Raw genomic sequence first — 23,562 nt, 5'->3', positions numbered from 1 at the left:
CGCCGCTTTTATCAATGCTATATACGGCGGTTATAAAAATACTTTAACTCCTACGACTTCTTGCTACCTGTATCATTAAATCTTCTCCTGAATTCTGTGGTATTGCACTCAGTATTTCTGTCTTCTTCGTTCGCTCTGCTAGCAGTTCCATTAAAACTTCCCTGGCTTGCTCAACACTTACGCTTTGCTCAATAAATTCTCCTATCTTTTCTGGCATCTTCGATAAATTACATAAACGTATTAATTCAAGAACTTCAGTACGATACTTGGTTAAATTATCAGTTTCTAGGTCATTTGTAGTTTGTTCATTCATAGTAATACTCCTGTTTTTATTAATAGATGAAAGAATTGTCATTCCGTCTGCAAGGCCTATTTCTACTGCTTTCTCCCCAAAATATAGCCCTGCCTCTGTTGATCGAATCTTTTCAATTGAAAGACCTCTGTTCCTTGCTATCAGCTGCACAAACATTTCATATAGTCGGTCTACTTCTTTTTGTAAGCTTTCCAGACTTTCAGATGTCATTGGCTCATGCGGGTTTAAATCATTTTTTCTACTTCCTGCAAATACTGTGGTATATTTTATTCCACATTTTTCATTAAATCCACTTTGATCTATATGACTTGCTATTACTCCAATACTTCCTACTCCTGAGGTTCTGCTCACAAATACCTTCTCAGCGCTAGAGGCTATAGCGTATGCAGCAGAATATGCATCATCATTTGCTATCGCTATTATCCTCTTTTTTGCTCTTGATTCATAAATAAAATCAACTAGGTCAAATATACCGTTTACTTCTCCTCCTGGACTGTCTATATCCAACAGGATTGTTTCTATATCACTATCTTCTATTGCTTGTGTAATTTGTACTTCTATTTGATTATATGATGTCATTCCGAGCATTTCATCAAAAGCTTCTGACTTTTTTGTCAAGATTCCATGTATTGCTATAATTGCAGTTCTTTCTACGTTACTTTTGATGGAGTGCTTTAGATTTTTGAAAATTGGCTGTTTTTCTTTGTATAGCGATAGTAGCTCAAAACTCCTTGGTTCAAGCATTAATGCTTTTCCTAAGAGCATCATAACCCTTTACAATCAGAGTCAAACATTAAGTTGAGACTATTTGCACGCTTTTGATCTTCTGCTATTTCTTGATCAATTTCTTCTACATCATAACCCATTTCTGATACTACCTCTGATCGACTTTTGAAGCCATTTCTTACTGCCATTTGCTGTGCTTGCTGATCTTTCAGTGGATCCACCCAATCAAATCCCTGTGGTATCCATTTTACTTCTTCTTTCGCTGCTTTTACTACTTTTTCATCTATACGGAGTTCTCCACACAGTACTGCTAATTCCAGCCATCTATTCCAAATAGGTCTACAAAACTGGAACACTATCACGTTATGCTGTAACATTGCACACCTTCTGCGAAACTCTATCAGCCCTGCTCGAATGGATGAATAATTAACACCTGTTAAATCTCCTGTTAGCTGCTCATATGTTATTCCTGTACCTATTGCTATTGCCCTCAGTTGCTGTCTCATGAATGCTTCATAACTTCCTCCAACATCTGATGGCTCTGAAAATTTTATGTCCTCTCCTGGGTCTAAAAGCTGCATTGTTCCAGGCTCTAAACCTGATAGTGCTACTCCTTGCTCATTACTTTCACCTTCTCCTAAAATATTTGCTTCAGGATCGAGCCTTGTAATAAACCCTGCAAACATCGCTGCTGTCTTTTTTCTCACCAGCTCCGCATCATCGTATTGATCAAGCTCATAGAGCTTTAGTAGTATATTAGAAAGCCATGGCTCTCCTCTAATTTGCCCAGGTCTTAGTGGTTTATAGATATGTAAAACATCGTTTGCTGGTACTCTCACTGATTCTCCAAATGAGCCTTCGCCTGGATGTTCTCTAAATAAGTAATATGCCTCTCTTTGCCCAAGCTTGTTAAACTCAATCCCGTTTCTTATTACATTACCATTTGCTAAAGTTTGATTTGTTTTATTGTCTAAATGTTCAGACTCAAGTACTTGCAATTGCAGAGGTACAGAAAATCTATCCTCTAGCTTTCTTGTTCTTAAACGTACAAAACATTCTCCTCCCTCTATCATACTTCTGCATACTAGAGCTTGTAATCCATAAAAATCACTTATTCCGTTACTGTCTGCTTCATCTGTCCATCTTAGCCATAATTCTTGCACCTTCTTTCGAAATTCTCCATCTCTTGCTTTTGATTGTGGTTTTATTCCTGTTCCAATAGAGTTACTTACTATCGTATCAATGATATTTGCTGCATATGGATTTTTTCTCACCATATCACGTGATCTACTACGCAAGTGCTCAAGGCTTTGAGAAAGTAGGCTATTTATACTTCCTAACTCTGGTTGAAAGTGAAAAAATCTTCTTCCTGAACCTGCTCCATCCCAGGCTGAACTTTTGATTTTTGGCTTACTAAATAGTTGTTTGAACGATTTTAATAGCATTACTTTTCCTTATCTGAAATTTTCAATAATTCAGCCTCTAGCTCTTCTATTGTTGGTAGCGCTGTTTTTATCTCTTCTGGTAGGTTTTCAGTTATTCGATATTCAGCAAGGCCTATCGGTTTATTTATATCACGTAATGCGTACTCGGCTATAACACCAACTTTAGAGCGGTAGAGAATAAGACCAATTGATGGATTATCACCTGATTGTCTTAATAAATCGTCAACTGCTGAGAGATAAAAATTCATCTTTCCAGTATACTCTGGCCTAAATTTACCTGCCTTTAACTCAATTACAATATAGCAGCGAAGCTTAATATGATAAAAGAGCAAGTCCAAATAGAAATCTCTGTCTCCAACCCTTAAATGGTACTGCCTTCCTAAAAATGCAAACCCTTCACCAAGCTCTAAAAGAAAACGTTCTATGTGAGCTACAAGAGCTTTTTCTACCTCCCGTTCATGAGCTTTCTTACCAAGACTCAAAAAATCAAATACATAAGGATTCTTCAGTGTTTGCTGCGCTAAATCTGATTGAGGTGACGGAAGCTTATCACCAAAATTTGTGATTGCTTTTCCTTCGCGTTTATACAAGTTTGTTTCAATTTGCATGGATAAGATATTCCGAGACCATCCGCATTCACATGATTTTTTAATATACCAAAATCTTTCCTCTTTATTTTTTATTTCGTACATTATTACGATATTGTGTCCCCAAGGTAATTGGTCAACAGCTTGTTGACGAATCTCGTTTTCTCTATATTCTTCTGCAAATCTCCTCATATATTTTAGATTTTGAATGCTAAATCCCTTCATGTCAGGAAAAGCATCTCTTAAATCACGACTGAGTTGATCAATGATCTTTGCACCCCAGCCATGTTCTTTTTGCCGCTTTAAGATCTCTGTACCAATATGGTGGTAAAGCACAATAAGCTTGCTATTTACTGCTAGTGCTGCTTTATAACGACTAGTAGCAATCTGTTCTTTGAGCTGCTCTAAAAATTCTGTATATTCTTTTGCTATAATTTTTGTCATACGGTTCCTTTCAACGATTTTTATCATTATATGATCCCTTTACTCGTTGAAAAAATAATCTTTCTTTTGGCTACGGTTTTCAGTTCAGCTTTAATACGTTGTCTTAAGCTTAGCAAGTCATTTATCTGAACTTCAGCATATCTCACAACATGGTCACCATATGCAATTGATACTACTCGCTCTCCGTTTTGCAGCTTCTTTATCGCTTCTTCGACTTGAACTAAATACTCTTCGTTATACATTTTCCAACCACTTACTCTGTCTTACTTTTTTAGGTTTTTTACTTTCTATTTTTCCACTCAAACTATTCCATTTACTCTCTGGCCAACGATCAATTCCAAGTGCAATAGATGCTGCTCTCGCATAAATTCGGCAATCTAGTACTTCATTTCTTTCTCTTACCTTCTGCCACTCTTGTTTAGTGTATCCTTTTACTACTCTGCTGACTAATTGCTCTGCCGTTAGCTGCTTAAAATATTCAGGTGCATACTCAGGAAAATGACAATATCCTGGCGGTGTTTCTTCACCATCTTTTAAAATATTAAGTAATTGAAAAAGCTCTGACTTTAATATCGATACTCCTACTGGCCAGAGCTTTATTCCTCTTTTCAGCTTTTGACCACCAACTGTTATATCAACTCTACTTGGGCTACTAAGTGGTACTAGAGCTTTATTTACACCTTTTACTGCCATTACTCTTCCAGAGCCCTGATGACCTCTTACCCAGTTGTATACTTCTTGTGTCGCATACCCTGCATCAACCGCCATCATGCTTATCATGTATTCAAGACCATTTTCACCGATAAAATGATGATTGAGTAACTCTGAAAGCTTTTTCCATACTTCTCCACCTCCTGTATCACCTTCAAATACTAGGTAGTCTATTGACCAACTTTCACGACTTTTTCCCCATGCTACGACTTCTACTTCTAAACGATCTTTTTGTACATCAACACCTGCTGTGAGAACTACTTCGCCTTTTGGTACTGTGCCAATTTGATAAAATTCTCTTCTGTTAAATAATTGCTTCCAATCTGGTACTTCTCCTTTATCTACCCAGGTTTCTCCTAAAGTGGTATTTATCCAAACCTTCAGTAATTGTTCACTTTCTTTTGCATGAAGAAAATCTTCTACTGCTTGTTGCCAACTATACCAGCCAACTGGACTATAAAGACTTGAAAGATGAAATCCTTTTTTCTCACCTTTCATTGGATTAGTAGGCCTCCATTCTCCACGGTTTAGCATCTCTGTCTTTTGATGATTTTCTATCTTTTCACCACATTCTATACATATATAGTGTGCTGTATTTGGATTTTTATCTTCCCATTTTATTTGTGACCACTTTAGAACTTGATAGTAATTACAATGCGGACATGGTACAAAAAAATATCTCTTATCTGTAGCTTCAAATTCTTTCTCAATTCTGCTTATTCCATGAATCGTTGGTGTTGATACTAAAAAAATCTTTCGCCGTGCAAATGTATTAGTTCGAGCAATACTAAGCAGTACTGGATCTCCTTCTCCTCCTGAATCTCCTGGATAGGCATCTATTTCATCAAGAAAGAGATATTTTACTGGCATAGACCTGAGACCTACACTGCTGTTTGCTCCAGTAATCACAACTATTCCACCTGGAAACTCCTTACTTTGTACAGTATTGCCTGAATCTCTTGACCTTGGGTCTTTTACTTTACTTTTTAAACATGGCGTACTCTCTATTAACGGTGCAAATCTTCCCTTTGACCAACGTTTTCCCATTTCAACTGTCGGCTGTACTACTAACATTGGACCTGGTGTTTGATCTATGATATAGCCAATCCAATTGTTACCAGCTTCTGTTCCTCCAATCTGTGCTCCTTTCATGAATACTACTTTTTCTGCAGGTGAAGATGGAGATAGTGAATCCATGATTTCTTTCAGATAAGGGGTTCTTTCTGTTCTCCATTTTCCTGGCTCTGATGCTGCAGTTGGTGCTAAAACTCGATACTCATTCGCCCACTCTGATACTTTAAGCTGCGGATCTGGCCTTAAACCTTCAGAAAAAGATGTAGCGTATATCATTGTCTGCATCTACTCATAACTGGTTCTATCTCAACATCATTAACAGTAGAACTACACTCCTCCAATTCCATAAACATCTTTTTCTGAAATTCGTTTTCTATATATCTTTTGCTCATCTCACTTATCATTATTGCTATAACAAGCGCAAATACCCCTGTTATTGTTGCAAAAATGATTGCACTGCTTATTGTTGTTGTTATCAACCCTATATATACTGCTACTGCTATTGCGCTGACTGTAGTATAGATGCAGATAATATTATTGTGTTTTTTCGTCCTTTTATCTGCTATTTCTCTCTGTGCTATATATTTATTATGAAGGGTTGGAAAATTAACAACGGTATCTCTGCAGAGCAAAGACCCATTTTTTTCAGTAAACAAAACTTTAAATAACTCTAAATTGTTTGATTTGATTGCTAAGTGCAAAACAGGTGTATAATTTGCTCCTTTTTTCAGCAATAACTTTACTACATGTAAATGCCCTTTTTCTGCAGCAAGATAAATCGGTGATAGACCTTTATTATTTACAATATCAATATTGATTTCTTCTTTTAAAATTGCATCTACAATCTCAATTTCTCCTCTTTGTGCAGCTAAATGGAGTAGACTATTCTTTTCAGAACCGTATTTATTACTCATCAAAGCCTTCTTTATCTCAGGTTTAGCGTAATCAAATGGTGTTTTACCGCTATCGTCTTTTACCAGAGGGTCTATATCTTCTCGCGTTAGTAAAACTTCTATTGTTTTAAGTCTTTCAGCGTAATGTAGTGGTGTTTTATTTTCATAGTCTTGCAAATTGACTTGAGCATTAGGCTCCTTTATTAAGGATTTGAGGATATCAAGACATAAGTCTCTTTCATCGTAATTAGTATTACTTACAGCTATATGCACAGGTGACAATTTCATTGAGTTTTGTCCCATGCGTGCACTATTCACATCTGCTCCAAGCTTCAGCAGTAACTTTACTATCTCCAACTTTTTATTATTAACTGCATAGTGCATTGGTGTCTGATTTCGTGCATCAAAGACATCTATTTCAGCTTTTCCTTCTCTTATCAAAATCTTTACAACTTCTGCATGTCCTATCCCTGCTGCTAGATGTAATGGCGTATGATGCAAAGCATTTCGTACATTAACGTCAATACCTTTTCTGATCAAATATCTCACTGCATTAATTTCACCTATCATTGCAGCTAAATGAAGTAAGCTATCTTGTTCTGACCCGTACTTGTTATTAATTAGTGCTTGTAATATTTCTGCTTTTTTCCCTTCTTTGGCGTAATCAAGAGATGTTTTACCTTCATTATCTTCCACAAAAGGATTAATGTTCTTCTTCGTGAGTAACAAATCTACCATGCTTAATTCATCAAACTCTATAGCGCAATGCAGTGGAGTTTTTCCGTTTAACCCTCTGACATTAACATCTAATCCAGGTTGATTGATTAAACACTTTATTAACTCTAAACTTAAGTTATCAGCCATTTTGTATTCAAAATCTTTTTATATTTTAAATTTAGCGTTAGATAATTCTTCAAGTGAGTTTGTAATCTCTTCAGTTAGCGTCTCGTGAATTTTTTCAGTGTCACTCAGTGATGCAAGCAGTGCTGAAACTCTATTTGGAATATTAAGCAAATTATTACGTACAACTCTTGCTACGTTAAATGCCTCACTTTTTACTTCCTCTACTGCTACAAGTTCTCCTATTTCAGCTTTTGCCTTTGCTTCTAGCAACCTTCCTCGCTCCATTTCATTTTTTATTCGCGTTTTTAGCAACATTGTAGAAAGGTTATTTGTATTTTCGTTTTCTGGATTTTTCCTCCTAAGTGGCTGACTTGGATCTCTTATTGCTGCCACCGCTTCATTTGCTTGTTCTCTATTGATCAAACCATCCTCCAACTCAACTATTCCTTTTTTTACTAAATAACAGACATATTGCTTTGATACTCCTATCTCTCTTGCCCATTCTGTTTGTGTGATTTTCACTTTTTTTTCTCCTCTCTCTTGTTTCTACGAATTTTCTTCTTGAATCTCTGAAAAGGTTTTGCCAGTATCAGCAATTCCCTACCTGTTTATACTTGCCGGCGTCTTAGAGATATTTTACTAATATAGAGCGAAGTACTCCGGTTTATAGCTGCTTTCTTTTTACATAGTGAAATTTGGCTATTTTCAACTAATACTATAAATTGCATCTTTGTAGTTATGAGATTCAACCACTACTTGCTCTAGCGTTAAACTGCTGCATTTGGCATCTTTACTATGGTTTTCTTCAAGCACTTTTGTCCTTGCTTCCTTTATTTCCTCAATGAACTTTCCATTAACTTTTTCTGGTTCAATTCTTTCCTCACAATATACAAGATTTGTGCAATTTGTTTTTCTGTAGTAATGTACTCCAAGGAATATCACTGATAGTGCAAGTATACTCGAGCCTATAAGTAGTGATAACCCTACGTTATTAATCAAAGCGTTCTGGTAAAACTTCTGTACACTATTAATACCACCTTCTACATACAGTAATAAAGGCAATACTATATTTGCAGCAACCAAACTGCTTAATAATGCTGTAAATAATGGCCTATCTTTGATTACTGATTCTACTTTATTTCTTCTACTAATGACTTTGTCGTCAATATTAATGAAGTTGTTCTTACCCTCCCAAGCGTTAAGTGTAAAATGCGAATGAGTACCATTGCCGTATTCCAGTTTGACTGATTTTATTACTTTATCTTTTGGTTGATACTTTAGCACCTGATTCAAAGTTTCATTCGCATTCTTTCCCCCTATTTGACACTCTTCAGTATCTCTAAATTGCTTTATTCCACAAAATATCGGACTAATTGCAACCAATAATGCAACAGCTAGAATTGGTATAGTTACATAGATGACACTGTTTGCAAAAAATGCAATAAATTGTGCTTTATCCTGTAAATATACCAAAGCTGCAGAAACGCTAAGTGCAACAGCAGCTATACCGAAAATTATAAATTCCTTCTGCTGCACTGCATATTTTACTCTTGGCAAAATTCTATTTGTTTTCTTTTCTTTTTTAATTAACGGGGTTTCTTCATTATCACTTTTTTCTGATGAGCTAGTTGAAAGTGTAACTGGACTATCATGATTTAATGACATATTCTCCCATCCTTGATTGCCACAAGACTCACTCATTTCTGTTACTTGAGAATTTGATCTTGTCATCTCTGCACTTCTATTGTCTATTCCACTATCACTTCCTTCCAAACTCTTTTTTAAAAATTTTGTATTCAGATCTACAGGTTCATCAATTATATCTTCTGATCCTTTCTTAATTGATGTTTCTTCAGAATTTAACTTTTCCATCTCCGGACTTTGATCGTTTATTTCACCATCTAAACCTCTTTTCGAGAATCTTTTACTTTGGTTTATAGTTGCATACATAGGTTCTCCTATAGCTTCTTGCTCATCACATTTTTCTCCATTTAATTGGAAAGAAGAATGTGGTAGCTTTGGTGGTGCAATATCCTGAATAATACTCAACCGATGATTTTCTGCTGTTCTAGGTGAAGGTGGAGCTACATTTCTAATATTGTCCTTCTCCAACATTCCATTCCTAGGTAACGGCTTTGGTTTATCTCCTAATTCTTTATCCTCTTCCTCTTTTTGCATTTCTTTTGTATTGTCTATTTTGGGGTTGGAAGATGTGTTGGATGCTGCCTCAAACTGATCAAGAGAATACGGACGGTTATATTCTATTCCATTTGCCTCACAAACTGCATTAAATTCGTCCTCTATGTCTTTACCATCATCCAATACTAAAGAAGAACAACTCACTGAAAAATCAGCACCTGCTTCGTCTATTTTTGCTGTAATACTGCTATCGCTACTATTGCTAATCACATTTAAAGAAGCTAGTTTGCATTCAGTGTTCAGGTCAGGTTCTTGCTTCGTACCTTTTTCAAACAATTCAATTCTCTCCTTAACAGATAGTGTAGAATTTGAAACATTATTTTCTACTTCTTCAGAAAACGATGCTTCATTATTTGTTTGCGACGTTACTACTCCAGCTAACGTCTTTGCTTGATTCATTGAGTACATCACATTTAATCCAAAGTTATTTGTTACGCTAAACTCATTAAAATACGGTATATACCAGTAAATTAATATTACAACTACCAAGGCTTACTAAATTTCTGTTTGCGTTATCTTTTCCACTTTTTTCTTACTGTTTTTCTTCTTGAATCTCTGAAAAAGTTTTACCAGTACCAGAAAGAATTGCTTCCCTACCTGTGTACACTTGCCAACGTTTTATGGTTACATCTACAAATTTTGAATCTAGCTCTATTGTCCTACAAATTCTTCCTGTTCTCTCACATGCAATCAGTGTACTTCCAGAACCGCTAAATGGATCAAGTACTATGTCTCCTGATCTGCTGCTGTTTACTATTGCTCTCTCCATTAGCTCTACTGGCTTCATTGTTGGATGTAGTGTATTATGTGTTGGCTTATCATAAAACCACAGATCACTTTGATTTCTTTCTCCATGCCACTCACGTTTATTGCCGCTTTTCCATCCATAGAGCATTGCTTCGTATTGTCTTTGATAATCAGACCTGCCTAGCGTAAAATGATTCTTTGCCCAAATGATAAATGTTGACCATTTTCCTCCTGCCTCCTCAAATGCTTTTTGCAACGTTGAAAACTCTGATGATGATATGCAGATGTAAATTGCACCTTTCGTATATGCTAAAATATGGGAACAGATGTCATAGAGAAAAAGTTCGTACTTTTCACCTTGATTATCATTTAATATCTTTTTGTCTTGGCTATTACCATAATCAACGTTATATGGAGGATCACAAACAGTAATGTCTGCCATTTTATCATCTAACAGCGCTTTATATGATTCAACTACAGAGCTATCACCACAATAGATTCGATGATCACCTAAAATCCAAAGATCACCTGGCTTTGTTATTTCTACCTTTTTGTCATCAACAACTAAGTCAGAAAGATCTTCTTTTTCACCATCTAAATCATCAAGAAAGTTTTGAACTTTTTCCAATTCAAATCCAGTCATTTTAAGATCAAACTGCAAATCTTCTAACTCTTGAATTTCCACTCTCAAAAGATCATCGTCCCACTTTGCCCAATTAGCTGATTGATTTGCCAGTAATCGAAAAGCTTTGGTTTGTGGTTCATTTAGATTATCACTTAAGACCACTGGAATACTCTCCATACCAAGTTTTCTTGCTGCTTTAAGTCTTAAATGACCATCAACCACAGTTCCATCGCTTTTTGCAACTATTGGAATACGAAAGCCAAATTCCCGAATAGAAGCACACATTCTGTTGACTACATCGTCATTTTTACGTGGATTACGCTCATATTCGACCAGATTTCGAGTAGGATAGTAGTGGATTGCTAAATTCATATAATTTCAATCCTTAATAATTAAAAAGTTAATATTCAAAATATATCTGACGCTAAAGAAGGCTTGGGGTCTGACCCACCAAACCCGCCAATATGGACGAAAGGACCCACTTTTTATGGATTTTTCGTCTTATTAATATCTTTACTAATATAGAACATTAATGCCAAAGCATCGGCCTCATTATCATCTCTAGGTGAAAAACTTTTTTCACGTATCGCTTCAATAACTTCACTCTTACTTGCATTGCCTTTGCCTGTTATAAAGCGTTTTATAGTTTTAACATTAACACCTTGGTAGGGAATATTGTTCTCTTCACACCAAGCAGACAGAACTGCGAGAAAACCGCCATAGCAATGCGCTGCATCAGTTCCTAGATGTCTTCTTACTTCCTCAAAATACACTGCAGTGAACTCATGTTTCAAAGAATTAAGCCAATTGTGAAAACTTAAAAAACACATTCCACCTCCACTGAAACGGCTACCATGAAAGCTTTTGCTTCCACTTTCAATTACTCCATCTGTTAGAATTGCCCAGCCGGTTTGCTTGCCGAGATCTAGCGTTAAGATTGACGTACAAAAACTCCTTTGTGTAATTAAAGTTCAATGCCCTGTATAATATATATGTACGATGACTCGCAAATTCGTCCGCAATTTTGAAAAAAAATTAAAAAAAATTTCATATCCTGCCATTTGAGTTTTTACTTATCTTAATAACTATTTTACATAACTTATATTACGCCAATATTTATATTATTATATTATCATATATTATATTTTACCTGTATTTAAATATATATATAATATATATAAGACTTCAGTAATCCGTAAACCCTCTTTACTGGCCGATTTTAGCCACTTAACTTTAGAAACGGCTTTTAGGAATAGAACATAAAAAAGACAATATTATCAATAACTTAACGATTACTGCTTTCTGAAATACTAATTAGTAACTCAGAAATTAGGTACGAAATTGGTAGTTTTTTACCTATGAAAAAGTAGCTTCAGTAGTGTATCAAAACGTTTAAATCTTATTTTAATTTTTAAAGATTTTATTCTTTTAGATAAAAAAATTATTACTACTTTTTTATAATAAATTAGTCATACAAAGTCTTGGTAAAAATCTCTATTCATGAAACTTTTGGAGTTTTTATGAAGAATTCTTATCAAGGAATCGATTCTACAATTGTTAAACATGTGAGATTTCAAGCTTCGCGCCTTAAATCCAAAAGCTGTTTTATTAACGAAAGTCTCGAAGATATAGAACAAGAGCTTTTTTGTCAGGTTTGGCAATATCTTAACCAGCACGATGAGAAAAGAAGTAGTTTTAGTACTTTCGTTGCTAGATTAGCTAATTATTGTGCTCGCAATATGTTACGCAATCAGTTATGTCTAAAACGTAATATAACTTTTGATGATATAAACGACGATATTCCAGATCATAGGAACTCGGAAATCGAAGCGATAATTCGCACTGATATAAATAATATAATTTCAACTTTGTCTGAAAAAGATAGTAATTTATGTCAATTACTTAAGGTATTTACTATTACTGAAGTTTCTGTAATAACCAAAATACCAAAGACAACTATCTATCGCACACTAGAACGAATACGCAATAAATTCTCAGTTTTAGAGAAGTTATAAGCTCTCGATTATATTTGCTCAAAATTTTTTTTTTGCAAATTGCGGACGAATTGCCTAGGTCATCGTACATATATATTTAGGTACTGGGAGAAAAATGAAAATAATGAACAGCAATGAACGGCTAAAAGTTCAAACAGGTATAAAAATGGTCATCTTTGGTCCTTATGGTATAGGTAAAACTAGTCTCTTAAAGACCATAAATGAACCAACACTTTGTCTTGATTTTGAGGCAGGTTTACTTGCTGTTCAAGATTGGCAAGGGGATTCTGTAAGTATTCGTACTTGGAATGAGGCAAGAGATATTGCATGTCTCATAGGTGGTCCTAATCCTGCGTTAAAATCTGACTCAGCATATAGCCAAAAACACTATGAGCATGTATCCAGTAAATACAAAGAGCTTGCTTCAGAGTTTCTCAAGTATCGATGTATTTTTATCGATAGTATTACAGTAGCCTCGCGTTTATGTCTATTGTGGGCAAAAATGCAACCTGAAGCTTTTTCTGAAAGATCAGGAAAACAAGATATGAGAGCTGCTTACGGGTTACTTGCTCAAGAAATGATGGCTTGGCTCAATCAGTTTCAACATATTCCAAATAAAGACATCATTACAGTTGGAACTCTTGGACAATACCTCGATGATTTCAATCGCTCAACTTGGCTACCTCAATGTGAAGGAGCTAAAACTGCAAGTGAAATTCCTGGGATAGTTGACGAAGTAATTAGTATGGTTGGAATCAAGAAAGATGATGGTACAGAGGTTCGTTCATTTGTCTGTCAGACGATTAATTCTTGGGGATATCCTGCTAAAGATCGAAGTGGTTGCCTTAATATGGTTGAAGAACCGCATCTAGGAAAACTTCTTACAAAAATTAAAACTAAAGCTTTTGCAATTCAATCTGTCACGCCTAACATATAGGAGGTTATTATATGCTACAAAACTTTTTAACTATTGGTCAAAAAATTCCTTTTTTCAGTGTGAAAGAATACTTGGACGATCGATCGCCAATACCAGAGGATATAATCTCACCAAGAATTTTAACAAAAAGAGGCTTATTGGTGCTGGGTGGCCCACCTAAAATCGGCAAAAGTGACTTTTTGATTTCATGGCTCGTTCATATGGCTGCAGGTGTTTCTTTTCTTGGTATGGCTTCAAATAGACCTTTAAAAATCTTCTACATGCAAACTGAAATTGAATATGAATATATGAAAGAACGTTTGCAACAACTTGATAATGAACTTTTGAATGTAGCTGCTAACAACTTAATCATTACGCCAAAAGTGCACTTATCATTTAATCATGATGAAATAAGTGAAATCAAGGAAATTGTGAATGAACGCTTTAAACCTGATGTTTTGGCCATAGATCCATTACGTAACATCTTTAGCAGTGAATATGGAAATGAAAATGATAATAGTGCTATGCTGTTTTTTCTGCAAAAGACTCTTGAAAAGCTACGCAGTGCTGTCAATCCAGATGCTTGTATTGTACTTACTCATCATACAAAAAAATTATCAAAAAAGATGCTCGAAGAAGATCCATTTCAAGGCCTAAGTGGTGCTGGATCTTTACGTGGATTTTACAGTACTGGTATGGTGATGTTTGCTCATGATGAAGAAAGTAGTGTACGCCAGATAGTATTTGAGCTTCGTAATGGTGAACGCGTGCAAAATAAACTTGTCGATAAGATAAATGGTCATTGGCAGCTAATGGAATAGCTAATTTTCACTTTAAAATCAACTTATAGGAGAGCGTATGCTACAAGATTTTTTAACTGATTTTAATAACGCAAAACTGCGGAGCAGTTTAATACCGAAAGGTACAATAGTCAAGGTAAAAATGGCAATAAAGCCTGGAGGTTATGAAAATTGGTTCACTAAAAACTACACTACTGGCAGTATCTATTTAAATGTAGAATTTACCGTCACTGAAGGCCCATATGCAAAACGCAAGATTTTTCAGATTATAGGTATCAAAAATGGCAAAGCAGAAGGTGAAGAAGACATCTGGGGAGAATCTGGACGTTCTATGCTGCGTAGTATTTTGGAATCATCCAGAAATATTCATGCAAATGACACTTCAGAGAAAGCAGTTACCGCTAGAAGAATAAACTCTATAGCTGATTTCAACGATTTAGAGTTTACAGCAAAAGTAGGCGTTGAAACTAATAATACATACGGAGATAGAAATAGGATTACTACAGTTATTACTCCAGAATTACAAAAAAGTTTTCAAGATGATTGGTTGCCATTTTGAAGTATGACGAAGGAAAGTTGTGGGCTGCTGTTATTACTAGAGCTATTCAGGATGCAGCAGGAAAAAACCCTAAACTTAAAAAAGAGGCTTGTCAATGGATTCGCTCACGATCTTTTGAAACTGTTTGTGAGCTGGCTAATCTTGACTTTAAACGTCTAAAAAATATGTTGAACAAATTTGGAATAAACAAGGAGAATTTTATGGATTTTTCATCTAAAAATGCTTTGAAAATAAAATCATTATTAATTAATAACATCAAAGATTGTTTATCTTATTTGTTACCTGAAGGCAAATCTTACCAAGATAAATTCTATATTGGAAGTAGAAATGGAAATAAGATAATAGTTGAAATGGAAGGAGAAAATGCAGGAAATTGGTACAACCTGATCGAAGAAAAGAAAGGAAGTATAATAGACCTTTGGACTTTAGTTAAAGGTAATATAGATTCTGCTGAAACATGGTTGAACGGTAAAGATGAAAGAAGTTCCATATTACAAGAAAAACAAAACGAAGGAAAAGCATTTTCTGTAAATCATTACTTAAATGACAAATCACCAATGCCACAAGATATAATAGGCTCAAGAATTTTGACACCTGGTGGTCTTTTGGTCATAGGTGGTACTCCAAAGATTGGCAAAAGTCATTTTCTTCTTTCTCTATTGGTACATCTGGCAGCAGGAAGATCATTTCTTGGTATGAAGCCTACAAGACCGCTAAAAATATTCTATCTACAAAACGAAATGGAATATGATTACATTAGAGAACGTATACAACAACTCAACAAACTTCCTCATTTAGCAACAGAAAACTTAGTTGTGACGAACAAGATGAATTTGACCTTAAATGAAGAAGGTATAGAAAAAATAAAAAATATGGTAGAGGAAAAGTTTGATTTAGTTGTGATTGATTCTCCTTATAATTACGTTAACTATGGTCTGCAGCATGCAATAGAAAAACTACGTTCCAAGATTAATCCTATGGCTGGAATAATCATCACAAATCACACCAAAAAAGTATCTACCTCTATATTGGAAAAGAATCCATTTCAAGCTCTCGTTGGTGCTAATGCTTTAAGAAGTTTTTATACATCTGGAATAGTAATATTTCAACCCAATAAACGTACAAATATCTTGCAAGTAGTATATGAACTTAGAAACGGTAGATCTATACCAACAAAATTCATCAACAAGATTAATGGATGTTGGAAATCTGCTAACGTTATAGCTAGAACATAAAAATTCTTCAGGTAGGTATGGATATTTATTGTTCACAAAGAAATGGACATTATAAATTATTAGGGAAGAAAGAACAGTTAAGAACTCAACTCCTATCAAATATAAGGTCATGTCTTTCTTATTTACTGCCAAGAGGAACTTTTCGTGGTGATAAGTTCTATGTAGGTGATCTAAAAGGCAATCAAGGAAAAAGTATGATAGTGGAGTTAACTGGCAGTAAAGCCGGATTATGGCATGATTTTTCTACCGGAGAAGGAGGAGATATTTTTGATCTTTGGGCTGCTGTTACTGGAAAAAATCAATTTACTGATACGATAGAAGATATTGCTAAGTGGATTGGTTATTCGGAAAAAAATAACACTCTGGGGCAACCAACGGCATCATGGAACTATTACGATGAAAGTGATCAAGTGATTGCTACAGTTTATCGTTATAACACTGATTCAGGAAAAAGATATCTTCCTTTTGATGTAAAAAGGTCTAGTTTTACTCCACCACAGATCAGGCCTTTATATAATATTTCAGGTATTATGAAATCTGATAAGGTGATTTTAGTTGAAGGTGAAAAGTGTGCAGATGCTCTGATAGAGCAAGGTATAACTGCCACAACTGCAATGTTAGGAGCAAATGCACAAATAGAGAAAACAGACTGGTCACCACTTAAGGGTAAGCATGTTATTATTTGGCCAGACAATGATGAACCAGGCAAACAATATGCTGAGAAAGTTGTGAAAAAGCTTACTTTTCTTGGTGTTTTATCACTTACTCTTCTTGAAATACCGGAGAATAAACCAAAAGGATGGGATTCAGCTGATGGTATAGAAGAAAAGATGAATATTCCTGAATCCATTGAAAATAACTCGAAAAAAATCATCGTTAAGCAATTTCTTAATATTCAAGAATGGAGTGTGGAACGTTTTATAGGTCCAGTACCAGAGCAAAAGTTTCTTGTTGAAGGGTTATTTCCTTTAGGAGTGACATCTATTCTAGCTGCAATGGGAGATACTGGTAAAGGTATGCTTCTGCTTGATTTAGCACTGAAAGTTGCGAGTAGAAAAGATCAGCCATGTGGTTTTGGTCCTTTAGTTACTGAACATGGATCTGTTGTAATATTCTCTGCAGAAGATGATATGAGTGAAATACATCGTCGTTTAGAGCGTCTTGACTCACAATGCGAGAGATTAAAATATAAGGATAGGCTCTTTATTGTACCATTACCAAATGTTAGTGGATCACTTACAATCATAAAGAGTGTTTCAGGTAAAGTTATAGAGACTTCTCCTGAATTTGAATCGATAACAAAACAACTTAATAAAATAAAAGACTTAAAATTAATCGTATTTGATCCACTTGCATCATTCGTGCATGCTGATTTAAATACTGACCCAGCCGTAGGTGATTATCTGATGTCTTTATTATCTGATTTAGCAGGTAGCACTGGAGCATCAATAATTACTGCCCATCATATGAGAAAGGCAAAAAGTGAAAAACCTATATCGACTGTTGAGCAAGCACGTGATGCCATTAGAGGTACATCTGCTCTTGTTAATGGTGTTAGGTGTTCATACGCTTTTTGGTCTGTGGAAGATACAGCTAAACCGACAATTTTTAAATCAATAGGAGAATCTGTAAGACAGAATGCATTATTTTATGGAGCAATTGTTAAAGCAAACGGTTTGGCTGATCGCACTTTACGCACTTATTTAAGAAATGAAGAAACAGGATTGTTAGAGGACATAACTGAAAGATTAAGAATAAAAAATATGAACGAAAAAGATTCAAAGCAGCATCTTATAACTGCAATTACACGAGCAGCAATTTCTGGACATCCATTTACCCATACAGGAAGTACAGGAGTGTATAAACAGCGGCATAGACTACCTGAGGAGTTTTACAGTATAGGAAGAGATAGAATGGAGCGTATAGTTCAAGAGCTGTTACAAACACGGAAGCTGGTTAAGGGAATGGCTACTGGTTCAAAAGAAGATAAATGGCTTGACATTCCTAGCGGACCATTTGCTCGTGGTGTTGGAAAATTTAGCTGTGGAGCTGAGCTATTCTCCTAAAAATTTTTTCTGATATAAAAAAATATTTTGATTTTTGCGGACGAATTTTGAAGTCATCGTACATATATAATATAGGGGTCAAACTTTCGAATGTCAATACTCACACAATCAGGAAGAGCAGCAATAGCAGCCAGCATAAAAAAGCAATCTATCCATCTTGCTTGGGGAACAGGTGATTCAAGCTCTGGAAGTAGCCATCAGGTCGAAAAAGTTTTTGTTGAGGGTGAAATAGCTCTAGATCACCACACTATTAAAGATGTAAGGGTTTTTACAGGACAAACAACTTATCAGCCAAGTATAGATTATATAGTTGATAGCAGTAGTGGTGTAATAAAACGTACGGAAAATAGCTCTATCAGGGCAAATAGTGCAGTTACTGTAGAATATAGTGAAAGCACACCACCAGAGCTGATAACTTCTGAAAAACTGCTCAATGAGCTTGGCAGACGTACTGCGGATGAAGTGCTTTTCTGCACAGGTGATGAGAATGGAGAGCTTTTGACTCCAACAGGGAGGTTTAACCCTTCTAATGTACCAACCAATAACCTTTATCTCAAGTTTACCTTTGATTTCACGGACGCAGCAAATCAAGTTATCAGGGAGCTAGGAGTTATGGTTGGTAATAAAATAAAAGAAGGATTACCTGAAGGACAGAGATATTTCGAGCCAAAAGACGTGGAAAATCCTGGAATTTTGTTAGTTTTGGAACACACCGTACCACTTATCAGAACATCTGCAACTCGGGAAACTTTTTCATTTATTGTAACTTTTTGAAACAAAATGACCTTAAATAGTTATTATAACCGCTTTAATCCTGACAAAGAATATGAGAAAAGCTTATTTCTTGCTGGAAGAGGTCTACAGTCTGCAGAATTAAATGAGACTCAGGAGTATGCTCTTTCTAAGCTTAAAGGCATAGGTGATGCAATATTTCGTGATGGTGATGTTATAACAGGAAGCAATTGTATTATAGATAGAGAAACTGGTAAAGTTACACTTGAAGGAGGAAAAATCTATCTGCGTGGTGCAGTTAGAAAAGTCGAAAAAGAAGAGTTTGTTGTTCCTCTTAATACTATAGTTCGTATCGGTGTTTATTACGTAGAATCTACCATTACAGAACTTGAGGATGAAAATCTTCGTGATCCTGCTGTTGGTACACGTAATTATCAAGAAGTAGGGGCAGCAAGGCTTAAAGTTTCCACCATTTGGGGATACCAAGCAGAGAGTGTTACTGTTAACTCTACAAATGGGGAATTTTATCCAATTTATAACATTGAAAATGGGATGCTGATAGAACATTCACCACCTCCACAAGCAAATATAGTAACCACAGCTCTTGCCCGTTATGACAAAGAGGCAAATGGTTCCTACGTTGTAAATGGCCTTGAAGTAATGTTTTTGCAAAAGGAAGAAGAGGGCAAAAAGCAAGTATTCGTGATTAATGAGGGTAAAGCTCATGTTGATGGTTATGAGATTGAACTTCCTCACAGCATTCGTGTTTCTTTTGATGAAGATCCGAATATAAAATCAGTTGAATCAGAACCACACACTTTTCAGCCAAATAGCCAAAGAGTAATGGAACTTAAAGTTAATGATTTTCCAATCAGTGAAATTAAAAAAGTAGATATCACTGTTCAAAAAACCATTACCATTACTCATGGTTCATATTCTGGAGCTATTGATCCGATACCTGACTCTGCAGTACTTGAGATTATTCAAATTAAACAAGGCAATGTTATTTATGAAAACAGTATAGATTACAAACTAAACGCAGGAAATGTTGATTGGTCACTACCAGGAAAAGAACCAGCACCTGGAAGTAGTTACCTGATAACCTATCGCTGTCGCACTCATGTAAGCCCTGAAGATATAAGTGAAGAAGGGTGTAAAGTAAAAGGAGCAGTTGATAATAGTCTGGTTTTGATTGATTATACCTGGAAAATGCCACGCTATGATTTAATTACTATCGATAGCAAAGGAGTGGTAAGGAGAATAAAAGGAATTTCCCACTCTTGGAAACCATCGATGCCTCAAGCACCTTCTGGACAACTTTTGCTCTGCTACATTCATCAGACATGGAAAAACGGAGAAAAAGAAGGGGTAAAAATAGTGAATAATGCTATTCATGCTGTACCGATGAATGAGCTTGAAGCAATGAAAAAAGGAATAAATGATCTTTATGCGCTGGTTGCACAGGAACGTCTACGCAGTGATGCAAATTCAAGAGAACCTACTACCAAAAAAGGAGTATTTGTTGACCCATTCTTTGATGATGATATGCGTGATCAAGGAATTTCGCAGTCTGCAGCGATAGTAAACAAAGAATTAATTTTACCTATAGATGTGGAAATTATTGATGTTGAAAGAGGTAAAGAACCTTATCTTTTACCTTATAAACTTGAACCGGTACTGGAGCAGCTTTTACAGACTAAAGGAGAAAAGATTAATCCATATCAAGCTTTTGATCCAGTTCCGGCACAAATTACTCTAAATAAAAACATTGACCACTGGACAGAGGTTACCACTAATTGGAAAAGTCCAGTAACCAGAGTATTTAATGTTAAAGAAACAACAGAATTGCTGTCAAGTACTTCATACGAAGCTGAATTTATGAGAGAAGCAGTACAAGATTTTGAAATTGAAGGTTTTGAGCTAGGTGAAAGGCTTAAAGAAGTAAAATTTGACGGCATCATTATCCAACCTATGTAAAAATAAAAAGAAAAAAAATGGAAAATCAAGGACAAATAAGTGGAAAAATAAAAATCCCAGCAAATATTCCAGCAGGTACTAAATTAGTACAGTTTTACGGGGATAAAGGAAGCTATGGAGAAGCAACTTATACTGGTAAAAAAACTATTACCATAGAAGAAAGAAGAAGAGTGATCGCAGCAAGAAGAGTTGATCCTTTAGCGCAAACATTTACACTAAATGAAAGTAGGCACATAGGGGGTCTAGACTTATGGTTCACAAATAGCGGCAAAAAACGTGTTGTTGTGCAGATTAGAGAAACAGCAGTGGGAATGCCCTCGCAGACTGTCATTGCTGAAAGCTATATTGAGCCAAAAGATATAAAGATAGATGGCACAGCAACACGTATAGAGTGGTTACCAGTGTTTTGCCATGCAGGACAAGAGTATGCAATAGTGCTACTCACTGATGATGCAGATACTGCAGTAAAAATAGCAGAACTTGGCAAATATGATGCAGTAAATAGCCGTTGGGTAACAAGCCAGCCATATCAAGTAGGAGTATTACTTTCATCTAGCAATGCAAGCACCTGGACTCCACATCAAAATTTAGATTTAACGTTTCGATTACTAGCTGCAAAATTTAGCGAAGTTTCTCACATTATTGATCTTGGTAAAGTTACCGCAAACAATACTTCAGATTTAATTGTTTTGACAAACGTCGAAAAAGTAGCATTTGACACCAATGTGGAATTTACCTTAACAGATGAAGAGGGAAGAGAAAACTTTTTGTCTGATAATTTGCCGCTCGCACTGCGTGAAAGACTATCTGGAGAGCTAACGGTAAAAGCAAGCCTAAAAGGAGGGCAAGAAAAAAGTCCTGTTCTCTATCCTGGGTTACAGCTAGTTCTAGGTAATCTTTCAGAGTCTGGAGATTATGTTACAAGAAGCATTACAGCAGGAGCTAACACTAAGATTACCATAACATATGATGCGCTAATACCTGGCACTGCAGATGTTAAAGCATATGTGCAGAAAAGCGTCGAAGAATGGCAGCTAGTAAATTTAACCTCGGGAAAACCAATAGGGGAAAATTGGGTAGAGAGAACTCATGTGCTATCAAATTTTAACGCCAATGAGACAAGGATAAAATTGGTTTTAAATGGAACGGTTATTTATCGGCCAAAGGTAAAAAACTTGCGGATTGTTATAACATAAGAAAAATGCCAAATGATAAAACAAGCAGAGGATATCCACTGCCTCATCCAGAAAATATTGCAGTTCAAGATGTGGTACGTATCCGTACTACAATTGAGAAAATAGATGAAGATATCGCTAAAAGAGAGAATGAGCACAATCAGCTTAAAAAAGCATTTGAACGACTGAATTTTGAAACTTTTTTAAATTTGCGGAGTAATAACAGATGACTATCGCCAAAGAAGTAGTTTATGCATTGCATCAGAGACTGAAAGATCTATCTGTAAATGCTACCCCTGATCAACTTGCCTATCTTGCAAAATCTCTAGAATCTATTGCTGGGCAAAGTACAGTACTTGATATTGTACAGATAACTGATGAAAAACTCAAAGAACTCCTCAATGCAGCAACAAAACACTTAAGTGATCTGGATACTAGAAAAGCTAGTTCTTTAGCAGCAATTTCGGAATCAGAGAAGCAATTGTTAAAGAGAATTGATGAAAAAGGAACTACAAATTTATCACTACTTGATAGCAGAAAAGATTCACATGTTGCCGCCATCAATAATGCCGGAGATCTAAATAGCATAAGAAACACATTAAATAGCCTTAAAGCCATAAGCGATATACCAACTGGTTCATCAATTATGAAAGAAATAAAAACTAGAGAAGACCAATTAAAAACTCTTACAACTAAATTTAACTCGATTAATGATGTACCAAATGGGTCATCAATTATAAAAGAGATAAGAAAGCGCAATATGGTTGAACCTGAATCATTACCTTTTCTGTTTGGCATTCTTAATCGATATAATGACTATGGTTGGTCTGATGATAATGGCTATTTCAAAACAGAATTAGGGCAGTGGTATAAAGATACAGCAAAAACCGACTATATGCTGCAGCTCCTTGCAGGTAGTAATACTTATGATTGTACGTATTCTAGTTTTTATCATCCACCACAGTTGTACTTCTTACAAGGAAGTAACGGTAAATTTCTGTACAGAAAAGCATTTTTACGTCGTAGTCACAGCTCAGATCAATACAGTTACCCATATGCACTACTTGGAGTAATATTTGTAAAAAACACTACAAACAGCGATAAAACACGAACGCTTCATTTTAGTGGTTCATCACGTTGGAGTTCAGGATATGAAGGAGCAGGGTTATTCGTAGGAACACCTAGTCACGTTAATACTAATAAATCGGCAATCTCAGGAATAACTTGGACAAATATTTACAACTACTCAACTAATTCTGCAGTATTTAGTAGTTCAAATAATATTACTGTGCCAGCAAATAAGACAGTAGCAATTTTATTTTACGCATCGCCATATTTTTACACATCTGATTATCACCATTACAGTTGGTTTATGAGGTGGAGTATTTATAACTTTCGGAGCAATTTTTTAACTACAGGGCTTGAGATAGATGTAGAGAGAACGCTAAGGGCTTGGCAATGTCCAGGATTATCTAACACGCATGAGATTTGGAGGTAACAA

General features: G+C 35.6%; 21 protein-coding genes. 11 read left to right on the top strand and 10 right to left on the bottom strand.

The window, feature by feature from the left end; all coding sequences use genetic code 11:
* Nucleotides 1–43: 43 nt before the first annotated feature.
* The 10 genes from AAGD93_RS02030 to AAGD93_RS01985 all read right to left on the bottom strand — a co-directional run bounded on the left by AAGD93_RS02030 (nucleotide 44) and on the right by AAGD93_RS01985 (nucleotide 11,545).
* Nucleotides 44–1,078 carry a S49 family peptidase gene (locus AAGD93_RS02030; RefSeq protein ID WP_341819890.1) on the bottom strand — a complete coding sequence of 345 codons (1,035 nt, stop codon included), beginning with the start codon at nucleotides 1,076–1,078 and terminating at the stop codon, nucleotides 44–46.
* A complete protein-coding gene (locus tag AAGD93_RS02025) occupies nucleotides 1,078–2,484 on the bottom strand; it encodes a phage portal protein (RefSeq protein WP_341811081.1) in 1,407 nt (468 codons plus the stop codon). Before AAGD93_RS02025 ends, AAGD93_RS02030 begins: the two co-directional genes overlap by 1 nt.
* The gene (locus AAGD93_RS02020) at nucleotides 2,484–3,515 is read right to left on the bottom strand and encodes a YhcG family protein (RefSeq protein ID WP_265017730.1); all 1,032 of its coding nucleotides are present in this window, start codon (nucleotides 3,513–3,515) and stop codon (nucleotides 2,484–2,486) included. Before AAGD93_RS02020 ends, AAGD93_RS02025 begins: the two co-directional genes overlap by 1 nt.
* 26 nt (nucleotides 3,516–3,541) lie before the next feature.
* Complete coding sequence (locus tag AAGD93_RS02015) at nucleotides 3,542–3,757, bottom strand: gpW family protein (protein ID WP_253308973.1); 216 nt, start codon at nucleotides 3,755–3,757, stop codon at nucleotides 3,542–3,544.
* Nucleotides 3,750–5,576 (bottom strand): phage terminase large subunit family protein, encoded by a 1,827-nt coding sequence (locus AAGD93_RS02010; protein ID WP_341819712.1) that lies wholly within the window; start codon nucleotides 5,574–5,576, stop codon nucleotides 3,750–3,752. The genes AAGD93_RS02015 and AAGD93_RS02010 overlap by 8 nt, the downstream gene beginning before the upstream one ends.
* Nucleotides 5,573–7,057 carry an ankyrin repeat domain-containing protein gene (locus tag AAGD93_RS02005; protein ID WP_341819711.1) on the bottom strand — a complete coding sequence of 495 codons (1,485 nt, stop codon included), beginning with the start codon at nucleotides 7,055–7,057 and terminating at the stop codon, nucleotides 5,573–5,575. Before AAGD93_RS02005 ends, AAGD93_RS02010 begins: the two co-directional genes overlap by 4 nt.
* An 18-nt stretch (nucleotides 7,058–7,075) precedes the next feature.
* Complete coding sequence (locus AAGD93_RS02000; RefSeq protein ID WP_155968600.1) at nucleotides 7,076–7,558, bottom strand: hypothetical protein; 483 nt, start codon at nucleotides 7,556–7,558, stop codon at nucleotides 7,076–7,078.
* 183 nt (nucleotides 7,559–7,741) lie between these two features.
* Nucleotides 7,742–9,634, bottom strand: a complete 1,893-nt coding sequence (locus AAGD93_RS01995) for a hypothetical protein (RefSeq protein ID WP_341819710.1) — start codon at nucleotides 9,632–9,634, stop codon at nucleotides 7,742–7,744.
* 133 nt (nucleotides 9,635–9,767) lie between these two features.
* Nucleotides 9,768–10,979: a DNA modification methylase gene (locus AAGD93_RS01990; protein WP_341819709.1), complete on the bottom strand. Its 1,212-nt coding sequence runs from the start codon at nucleotides 10,977–10,979 to the stop codon at nucleotides 9,768–9,770.
* A gap of 113 nt (nucleotides 10,980–11,092) precedes the next feature.
* Nucleotides 11,093–11,545, bottom strand: a complete 453-nt coding sequence (locus tag AAGD93_RS01985; RefSeq protein ID WP_226079873.1) for a crossover junction endodeoxyribonuclease RuvC — start codon at nucleotides 11,543–11,545, stop codon at nucleotides 11,093–11,095.
* Between the two features lie 582 nt (nucleotides 11,546–12,127).
* Between AAGD93_RS01985 and AAGD93_RS01980 the strand changes: the two genes are divergently transcribed.
* The 11 genes from AAGD93_RS01980 (at nucleotide 12,128) to AAGD93_RS01930 (ending at nucleotide 23,559) form a co-directional block, all read left to right on the top strand.
* Nucleotides 12,128–12,622: a sigma-70 family RNA polymerase sigma factor gene (locus AAGD93_RS01980; RefSeq protein ID WP_010962699.1), complete on the top strand. Its 495-nt coding sequence runs from the start codon at nucleotides 12,128–12,130 to the stop codon at nucleotides 12,620–12,622.
* A gap of 94 nt (nucleotides 12,623–12,716) precedes the next feature.
* The gene (locus tag AAGD93_RS01975; protein WP_341819708.1) at nucleotides 12,717–13,538 is read left to right on the top strand and encodes an ATP-binding protein; all 822 of its coding nucleotides are present in this window, start codon (nucleotides 12,717–12,719) and stop codon (nucleotides 13,536–13,538) included.
* Nucleotides 13,539–13,549: 11 nt separating this feature from the next.
* Nucleotides 13,550–14,338, top strand: a complete 789-nt coding sequence (locus AAGD93_RS01970; protein ID WP_341819707.1) for an AAA family ATPase — start codon at nucleotides 13,550–13,552, stop codon at nucleotides 14,336–14,338.
* Nucleotides 14,339–14,375: 37 nt separating this feature from the next.
* A complete protein-coding gene (locus AAGD93_RS01965) occupies nucleotides 14,376–14,876 on the top strand; it encodes a hypothetical protein (protein ID WP_341819706.1) in 501 nt (166 codons plus the stop codon).
* On the top strand, nucleotides 14,861–16,111 hold the full coding sequence (locus AAGD93_RS01960; protein WP_341819705.1) for an AAA family ATPase: 1,251 nt from the start codon (nucleotides 14,861–14,863) through the stop codon (nucleotides 16,109–16,111). Before AAGD93_RS01965 ends, AAGD93_RS01960 begins: the two co-directional genes overlap by 16 nt.
* A 17-nt stretch (nucleotides 16,112–16,128) precedes the next feature.
* Entirely contained in the window at nucleotides 16,129–18,177 is a 2,049-nt protein-coding gene (locus tag AAGD93_RS01955; protein WP_341819704.1) for an AAA family ATPase, read from the top strand.
* Nucleotides 18,178–18,267: 90 nt separating this feature from the next.
* Nucleotides 18,268–18,951 (top strand): hypothetical protein, encoded by a 684-nt coding sequence (locus tag AAGD93_RS01950; protein ID WP_341819703.1) that lies wholly within the window; start codon nucleotides 18,268–18,270, stop codon nucleotides 18,949–18,951.
* Between the two features lie 6 nt (nucleotides 18,952–18,957).
* Nucleotides 18,958–20,886, top strand: a complete 1,929-nt coding sequence (locus tag AAGD93_RS01945) for a DUF4815 domain-containing protein (protein WP_341819702.1) — start codon at nucleotides 18,958–18,960, stop codon at nucleotides 20,884–20,886.
* A 17-nt stretch (nucleotides 20,887–20,903) separates the two neighbouring features.
* Nucleotides 20,904–22,082, top strand: coding sequence for a hypothetical protein (locus AAGD93_RS01940; protein ID WP_341819701.1), 1,179 nt, complete (start codon nucleotides 20,904–20,906; stop codon nucleotides 22,080–22,082).
* Between the two features lie 5 nt (nucleotides 22,083–22,087).
* Nucleotides 22,088–22,291: a hypothetical protein gene (locus AAGD93_RS01935; protein WP_341819700.1), complete on the top strand. Its 204-nt coding sequence runs from the start codon at nucleotides 22,088–22,090 to the stop codon at nucleotides 22,289–22,291.
* Nucleotides 22,288–23,559 carry a hypothetical protein gene (locus AAGD93_RS01930; protein ID WP_341819699.1) on the top strand — a complete coding sequence of 424 codons (1,272 nt, stop codon included), beginning with the start codon at nucleotides 22,288–22,290 and terminating at the stop codon, nucleotides 23,557–23,559. Before AAGD93_RS01935 ends, AAGD93_RS01930 begins: the two co-directional genes overlap by 4 nt.
* Nucleotides 23,560–23,562: the final 3 nt, after the last annotated feature.

Source organism: Wolbachia endosymbiont (group A) of Brachyopa scutellaris (assembly GCF_964026995.1).
In the GTDB taxonomy this organism is placed as follows: domain Bacteria; phylum Pseudomonadota; class Alphaproteobacteria; order Rickettsiales; family Anaplasmataceae; genus Wolbachia; species Wolbachia pipientis.
This window is presented reverse-complemented; position numbering and strand designations above follow the sequence as displayed.

Bases quoted from the DNA above. Each gene is read 5' to 3' on its own strand.
- AAGD93_RS02030 (WP_341819890.1), bottom strand. From the start codon at position 1,078: ATGCTCTTAGGAAAAGCATTAATGCTTGAACCAAGGAGTTTTGAGCTA.
- AAGD93_RS02025 (WP_341811081.1), bottom strand. From the start codon at position 2,484: ATGCTATTAAAATCGTTCAAACAACTATTTAGTAAGCCAAAAATCAAA.
- AAGD93_RS02020 (WP_265017730.1), bottom strand. From the start codon at position 3,515: ATGACAAAAATTATAGCAAAAGAATATACAGAATTTTTAGAGCAGCTC.
- AAGD93_RS02015 (WP_253308973.1), bottom strand. From the start codon at position 3,757: ATGTATAACGAAGAGTATTTAGTTCAAGTCGAAGAAGCGATAAAGAAG.
- AAGD93_RS02010 (WP_341819712.1), bottom strand. From the start codon at position 5,576: ATGATATACGCTACATCTTTTTCTGAAGGTTTAAGGCCAGATCCGCAG.
- AAGD93_RS02005 (WP_341819711.1), bottom strand. From the start codon at position 7,057: ATGGCTGATAACTTAAGTTTAGAGTTAATAAAGTGTTTAATCAATCAA.
- AAGD93_RS01995 (WP_341819710.1), bottom strand. From the start codon at position 9,634: ATGAATCAAGCAAAGACGTTAGCTGGAGTAGTAACGTCGCAAACAAAT.
- AAGD93_RS01990 (WP_341819709.1), bottom strand. From the start codon at position 10,979: ATGAATTTAGCAATCCACTACTATCCTACTCGAAATCTGGTCGAATAT.
- AAGD93_RS01980 (WP_010962699.1), top strand. From the start codon at position 12,128: ATGAAGAATTCTTATCAAGGAATCGATTCTACAATTGTTAAACATGTG.
- AAGD93_RS01975 (WP_341819708.1), top strand. From the start codon at position 12,717: ATGAAAATAATGAACAGCAATGAACGGCTAAAAGTTCAAACAGGTATA.
- AAGD93_RS01970 (WP_341819707.1), top strand. From the start codon at position 13,550: ATGCTACAAAACTTTTTAACTATTGGTCAAAAAATTCCTTTTTTCAGT.
- AAGD93_RS01965 (WP_341819706.1), top strand. From the start codon at position 14,376: ATGCTACAAGATTTTTTAACTGATTTTAATAACGCAAAACTGCGGAGC.
- AAGD93_RS01955 (WP_341819704.1), top strand. From the start codon at position 16,129: ATGGATATTTATTGTTCACAAAGAAATGGACATTATAAATTATTAGGG.
- AAGD93_RS01950 (WP_341819703.1), top strand. From the start codon at position 18,268: ATGTCAATACTCACACAATCAGGAAGAGCAGCAATAGCAGCCAGCATA.
- AAGD93_RS01945 (WP_341819702.1), top strand. From the start codon at position 18,958: ATGACCTTAAATAGTTATTATAACCGCTTTAATCCTGACAAAGAATAT.
- AAGD93_RS01940 (WP_341819701.1), top strand. From the start codon at position 20,904: ATGGAAAATCAAGGACAAATAAGTGGAAAAATAAAAATCCCAGCAAAT.
- AAGD93_RS01935 (WP_341819700.1), top strand. From the start codon at position 22,088: ATGCCAAATGATAAAACAAGCAGAGGATATCCACTGCCTCATCCAGAA.
- AAGD93_RS01930 (WP_341819699.1), top strand. From the start codon at position 22,288: ATGACTATCGCCAAAGAAGTAGTTTATGCATTGCATCAGAGACTGAAA.